Annotated in this window: 3 protein-coding genes and 1 pseudogene; 1 reads left to right on the top strand and 3 read right to left on the bottom strand. The window is 59.9% G+C overall.

The annotated features are described in order from the left end of the window. The first annotated feature begins 502 nt into the window (after nucleotides 1–502). Complete coding sequence (locus CAK78_RS07680) at nucleotides 503–1,027, top strand: acyloxyacyl hydrolase (protein ID WP_094696902.1); 525 nt, start codon at nucleotides 503–505, stop codon at nucleotides 1,025–1,027. A gap of 84 nt (nucleotides 1,028–1,111) precedes the next feature. On the opposite strand, the gene CAK78_RS07675 is transcribed toward CAK78_RS07680, so the two are convergent. From CAK78_RS07675 to CAK78_RS07665, 3 genes and pseudogenes are all read right to left on the bottom strand, one after another. Beyond that, the gene (locus tag CAK78_RS07675) at nucleotides 1,112–1,753 is read right to left on the bottom strand and encodes an energy-coupling factor ABC transporter permease (RefSeq protein ID WP_094696901.1); all 642 of its coding nucleotides are present in this window, start codon (nucleotides 1,751–1,753) and stop codon (nucleotides 1,112–1,114) included. An 86-nt stretch (nucleotides 1,754–1,839) separates the two neighbouring features. Beyond that, nucleotides 1,840–2,658, bottom strand: a complete 819-nt coding sequence (gene pflA / locus CAK78_RS07670; RefSeq protein ID WP_094696900.1) for a pyruvate formate lyase 1-activating protein — start codon at nucleotides 2,656–2,658, stop codon at nucleotides 1,840–1,842. Between the two features lie 65 nt (nucleotides 2,659–2,723). Continuing rightward, nucleotides 2,724–5,672, bottom strand: a pseudogene (locus CAK78_RS07665) (sensor domain-containing phosphodiesterase). Between the last annotated feature and the right edge of the window lie 53 nt (nucleotides 5,673–5,725).

The following is a 5,725-nucleotide window of genomic DNA, read 5'->3' as shown; positions in this document are numbered from 1 at the left end:
TGTGACGTGCGTCATGCTTAATTTTATTTGCGCTGCATACTACCTACCAGCTGCAATTGAGTCAACACGCATTATCAATTGTTCGAAAATGCAACTAAATTGCACAACCATTTGTTATATATGTGTTTTTTTTGAAACTTCGTGGTGATTGACACGAGTGTAGTGAGTATTGATGGCGAAAAACTGATTAATTAAGACTTTTCTCATACACCCCTCTTGCTTCAATAAAATTTTATTTTTGTGATCTACATTGCTTGCTTTTATGGGGGGTGATCAGTCTGTGTTTACCGTTTCTTTTCTGTTCAAATAGTAATCACCTTCTCTGGTTTATTCCGAAAAAATCAGTTGGTCTTGCAAATGCATAGACTATTCCACATGAAATGCTGCCTTTTTTAGTTGTTAACACTAAATTGACAAACCTCCTCCTGACTGACTATTCCTGATATGTACTCGCTTGCACTTGGACGTGGCGGCGCAAACAACAGGGATAGTGGAGGGGATGATGCACGCTAATTCGATCTTGCTTTCAGGATTGCTGGCGACCATGGCTGTCAGTACGGGAGTCTTCGCCGAGGATGACATAATGGCGTTGCAGCTTGGCAAACCAGCCGAAAACGAAAAGCTCGATATCTATAGTGTCGATGTCAAATATCACCACATGTTTTGGCGTTGGGGCGACTCAGGTTGTCAGCTTGGTTTGGGTGCCCGTGGTGGCATGTTGAAGGTCGGAGATGGCAGCACCGCCAGATTGGGAACGGGGGCGCGGGCTGAGTGCCTGTGGGGCAACTGGGTAGTCTGGATCCCGGTTGAAGTACTCTGGCTGGCGGAGCATGAATTCGGCCACCGCGGCAATGGCTTCAAGGACTATGGTGGTCCCTTCCAGTTTTCAAGCGGTATTGGCTTTGGCTATGCGCTGACACCAAACTGGCTGATTGGCTATCAATATGAACATATGTCCAACGCCAAGATGTATGAACAGAATCCAGGACTGGATAGCCATACCATCCACATTGAGTATCGTTTCTAGCCTCGCCTGCCTTTCACAAACAAAAAGCCCCTGTTTCTCAGGGGCTTTTTGTTTTGCACGTGGCAAACAAGCTTAAGAGCAGGCTCAGCGGCCCAGGTATTCCCGGTCGAAGAAGGTGTTGACCCAGTGGGGGCGGTAGATGGCGAGCAGGGTCATGGTCATGCCGTTGAGCAGGGCTTCGGGGAAGAGCAGCAGTGGCCAGATGGAGAGGTAGTCGGCGCTGATGGTGCGCCAGGGGTAGGTGTCGCTCAGACCCATCAGCAGGGCGCTGGCGATCACTTTGACCGAGATGGAGAGGGCGCCGCCAAGAAAGGCCACTACGAACAGGTAGACGAACAGGTGGCGCGGCAGCCAGGCCCAGCTGGCGAGGAACAGCAGCCAGGTGGTGGCGACCGGCAGGGCCACACCGATGAGGGCCTGCCAGCCTATCTCGGCCAGCGGGATGACGCCAAAGTAGCTGAGCACCAGCAGGGTGAGGCAGGGGGCGAGCAGGGCGAGGCGCCAGCCCAGCAGCAGGGTCAGGCTGGTGAGGCCGAGAAAGTGCACCTCCAGCCCCTCGTGCAGGCCGGCCCGCAGGGTCCAGAGCGGCACCAGCACGATGGCGCCGCCAAGGCAGAGGTGCTGGTAGAGCGGATGGTCGTGGAGGGTGCGCAGCAAGGTGCCACGCAGGCTGAATGTGAGCAGCAGTACCCAGAGCAGCAGGGCAGCGGCTTGTCCTTCACTCATGGCAGATCCTTGTCCGGTGACGGCATGCAGGTGGGCGAGGCCCGATGTGAAAGGGGCCGGCGTTTTCCCGGCCAGCCCCTGAGCTATCAGTATTTGACGTTGCTGTGGTACTTGGCGAGGATGCCCTGGACGCGGTCCATGGTCTCCTTGCTGGGGGGCTTGATCCCGGTGAGATCATAGGTGTCGCCCAGCACGTCCCACTTGTGCTTGCCAAGTTCGTGGTAGGGCAGCAGCTCCACCTTCTCGACGCACTCTCCCAGTTCGGCGATGAACTGGCCGAGCCCTTCGGCACTCTCGTCATCGTCCGACCAGGTCGGTACTACCACGTAGCGGATCCACATGGTCTTGCCCTTGGCGGCCAGGTAGCGGGCAAACTCCAGGGTGTACTTGTTGCTGACGTGGGTCAGCGGAATGTGTTTGTCGTCGTTGATCTGCTTGATGTCGAGCAGCACCAGATCGGTATTGTCGAGCACCTTGTCGAGCTGTTCGTCGTAGTGGCGGACGAAGCCGTTGGTATCGAGGCAGGTATGGATGCCCTTCTCCTTGCAGGCGGCGAACAGTTCGGCGATGAAATTTTGCTGCAGCATGGCTTCGCCACCGGAGGCGGTGACGCCGCCACCCGAGGCATTCATGAAGTGGCGATAGCTGGTAATGTCGCCCATCAACTCCGGCACTGTCACCTCGCGGCCGCCCTGGGTGTCCCAGGTGTCGCGGTTGTGGCAGTACTTGCAGCGCATCAGGCAACCCTGCATGAACACGATGAAGCGTATTCCGGGGCCATCGACGGTGCCGCAGGTTTCAACGGAATGGATCCGGCCAATGACCCCGGATGTATCGGTGGTCACACTGGTTTCAGCGGCGGGGCCGCTGACTTCGACAGCAGGGATCCGATTAATGACAGACATAGACGACTCCAATGATTCGAGCAGGCCGTTATTTTATTACATAAAGCCCTATAAATCCTACATGTTTAGCCCGGTACCGGGGCACCCAGCAGGCTCTCGAGGGCTTTGGCGGTGAGCGGCCTGCTGGTCAGGAAGCCTTGATAATGCTGGCAGCCGAGGGCTTTGAGGATGGCGAGCTGCTCTTCGTCTTCGACCCCTTCGGCGGTGACGGTAAAACGAAAAACCTTGGCCAGTTCCAGGATCGCCTTGACGATGGCCTTGTCCTGTTCGCTGTGCACCAGGGTCTGAATGAAGCTTCTGTCGAGCTTCACCTCGTCCGCCGGCAGATCGCGCAGATAGGCGAGCGACGAGTAGCCGGTGCCGAAATCATCGATGGAGAGCAGGATGCCGAGCTCCTTGAGCTGGCGCATCCTGGCGATGCTCTCCAGCCGGTTCTCCAGCACCACGGATTCGGTCACCTCCAGCAGCAGGCGGGAGGGGGGCACCCCGGTATCGCGCAATATGTATTCCACCTGCTGCACGAAGCCTGCGGTGTGGAACTGGCGGGCGCTGACGTTGACCGACAGATGGGGAATGGCCAGCCCGCGGTTGAGCCAGAAGCTGTATTGGGCGCAGGCGGTCTTCATCACCCAGTAGCCTATGTCCTGGATGAGGCTGGTTTCCTCGGCGATGGGAATGAATTCCGCCGGTGGCACCATGCTGCCGTCGCTGCGCTGCCAGCGCAGCAGCGCCTCGATACCGGACAGTGCTCCGTTGTCGACCCGGTATTGCGGCTGGTAGTGCAGTTGCAGCTCGTGGTGGCGCAGGGCATCGCGCAGCTGGTTGTTGAGCGCCAGCTTGCTCTTCTCTTTCTCCGCCATGGCCTCGCTGAAGAACACATAGTTGCCCTGGCCGGATCGCTTGGCCATGTGGGTAGCGGTGTCGGCCTGCTGCATCAGCACCAGGTGATCCTTGTCCTCGCTGGAGAAGAGGCTGATCCCCACCGAGGCGCTGCAGTGCAGCTTGTGATCCTCGATGTCGAACGGAATGCGAAACAGCCCCATCAGCTCGCGGGCGAAGTGTTCTGCCAGGATCTTGGCGGTGACATAACCCTGGCCCAGGGCGCTGAACAGCAGGGCGAATTCGTCCCCCGAGATGCGGGCCAGCACCAGGTTGTCCTGGGGCAGGGTCTTGAGGCGCTCCACCACCGCCTGCAGCAGCAGATCGCCGCAGGCATGGCCGAGGGAGTCGTTGATCGACTTGAAGTTGTCCAGATCCACCAGCAGCAAGGCGCCCCACTGGCCGCTGGCCTCCTGCAGGGTGCGCTGCATGACGTCGTTGAGGCTGCGGCGGTTGTAGAGGCCGCACAGATCGTCGTAGTAGGCGAGCTGCTCGATGTGGCGCGCCGCCTCCTTCTCCTTTCTGATGTCATAGAAGCTGCAGACGTAGTGGCTGATCTCGCCGTGTTCGTCCTGCACCCCGCTCACCATCAGCCGCACCGGAAAGAGGTGGCCATCCTTGTGCAAACAGCGCTCTTCGCCCATCCAGAACTCCTGGGCCGCCACCACCTCGCGCACGTCCTGCGCCAGGTGATCGCCATAGTAGGTGGGCCTGAGCCGGACGATATGCTGGCCGATCATCTCATCGTCGGCAAAACCGGTGATGCGGCCAAAGGAGCGGTTGACCTTGAGGATGAACCCCTTGTGATCCATCACCAGCAGGCCGTCGTGGGTGTTGAAGGCCACCTCGGCCAGTCGCAGCGCATCATCGGCGGCCAGCCGCCTTAGTTCGACGGCGGCCCGCTCATGCTGGCTGCTGAGGGCGTCGAGCAGCGGTATGGGGTCGGCCAGTGGCGTGTCGAGCAGCAACGCGAGCTGGCCGATGGGGGCGCCCTGCTGGCCGTGCAGCGGAATGCCGACATAGACGGGGGCATTGAGTGCCAGCAGCTGGCTGGCCTGGGGATAACGCAGGGGCAGGTCTTCCACATAGAGCGCCTGGCCGTGCTGGAACAGCTCCTGACCCGGTCCCGGGTCCATCTGGATGGGCTTGAGCACCGAGAAGCTCTCCCCCTCCAGCACGCAGCGCGGGATCATCCAGAGATCCTGACCGCGTGGCTGGTACTCGCCGATCCAGCCGATGCGGGCGCCGCTGACGTTCATGGCCCAGCTCACCAAGGCGCGGCAATAGGCGATGCCGGTCAGCAGGGTGAGCTCGGCAGGCAGCGTCAGCACGGCGGGCTGGACCGGTTCCGGCACCGGTTGCCAGTGGCCGAGCAGCTGGGCGCTGTGACGCACCAGTTGCAGCATCTCTTCGCTCAGCGGGGTGGCGTTGAGGTATTCGAGGCTCAGCACGCCGATGAGTTTTTCCTGCTCAAGCAAGGCACCGTCCAGACGCGAGCTCACCCCCGCATTGGCCAGATAGTAGTGCTGACTCAGCATGGGCTGGTGCGCGGCTTCCGAAAAGCTCAGGGACTTGCGGGTGCGCAGGGTGCGCAGGGCGCGGATGTAGCGACTGTCGCCGCGAATGGCGGCTACCTCGTCGGCCCCCAGGGTAAAGACCGGGGTCAGTTGCTCGCTGCCGAGGGGGCCGTTGGCCTGATAGTGCCAGAGGATGAGGCGATCGGCCCCCAGGCTCTCCTTGAGGGCCTCCAGCATGGCGGCAAACTGCTGCTGGCTCGCCATCTGGCTCAGGCGCGGCAGTTGCAGTGCCAGGTCGGCCACCGGCTCCTGGCGCAGGGTCTGCAGGCAGATGAGCCAGAAGGCATCTTGTTCGTGGGAGAGGGCAATGTGCCACTGCTGGCCGGCAAAGCGCAGCACCAGCTTGCCGCCCTAGCCGCTGACCAGCAACTGTTCGATAGGCAGGCGCAGTGCATCCGGCAGCTGGGCCGGCCAGGGGCCCCTTGGCTCATCGAGCCAGTAGAGCGGGGTTTGCATCACATCGGTCAACGCGACCAGCCGTTGGCTGCGCACATCCAGACGAAAGAACAGCGGTGTCTGGCTGGCAGAAGAGGGATGACTGAGCGCGGTAGACGACATGAACTGATAACATCCTGTTGAACGACTGTCGGGTGGCAAGAATACTGCAAAAT

Origin of the sequence: Aeromonas sp. A35_P (assembly GCF_002259925.1) — a bacterium.
Classification (GTDB): domain Bacteria; phylum Pseudomonadota; class Gammaproteobacteria; order Enterobacterales; family Aeromonadaceae; genus Aeromonas; species Aeromonas dhakensis.
The sequence above is the reverse complement of the archived record's forward strand: the minus strand, read 5'-3'. Positions and strand labels throughout refer to the sequence as shown.

Excerpts from the sequence above, each read along its gene's own strand:
- pflA (WP_094696900.1), bottom strand. The coding sequence starts at position 2,658 with ATGTCTGTCATTAATCGGATCCCTGCTGTCGAAGTCAGCGGCCCCGCC.
- CAK78_RS07680 (WP_094696902.1), top strand. The coding sequence starts at position 503 with ATGCACGCTAATTCGATCTTGCTTTCAGGATTGCTGGCGACCATGGCT.
- CAK78_RS07675 (WP_094696901.1), bottom strand. The coding sequence starts at position 1,753 with ATGAGTGAAGGACAAGCCGCTGCCCTGCTGCTCTGGGTACTGCTGCTC.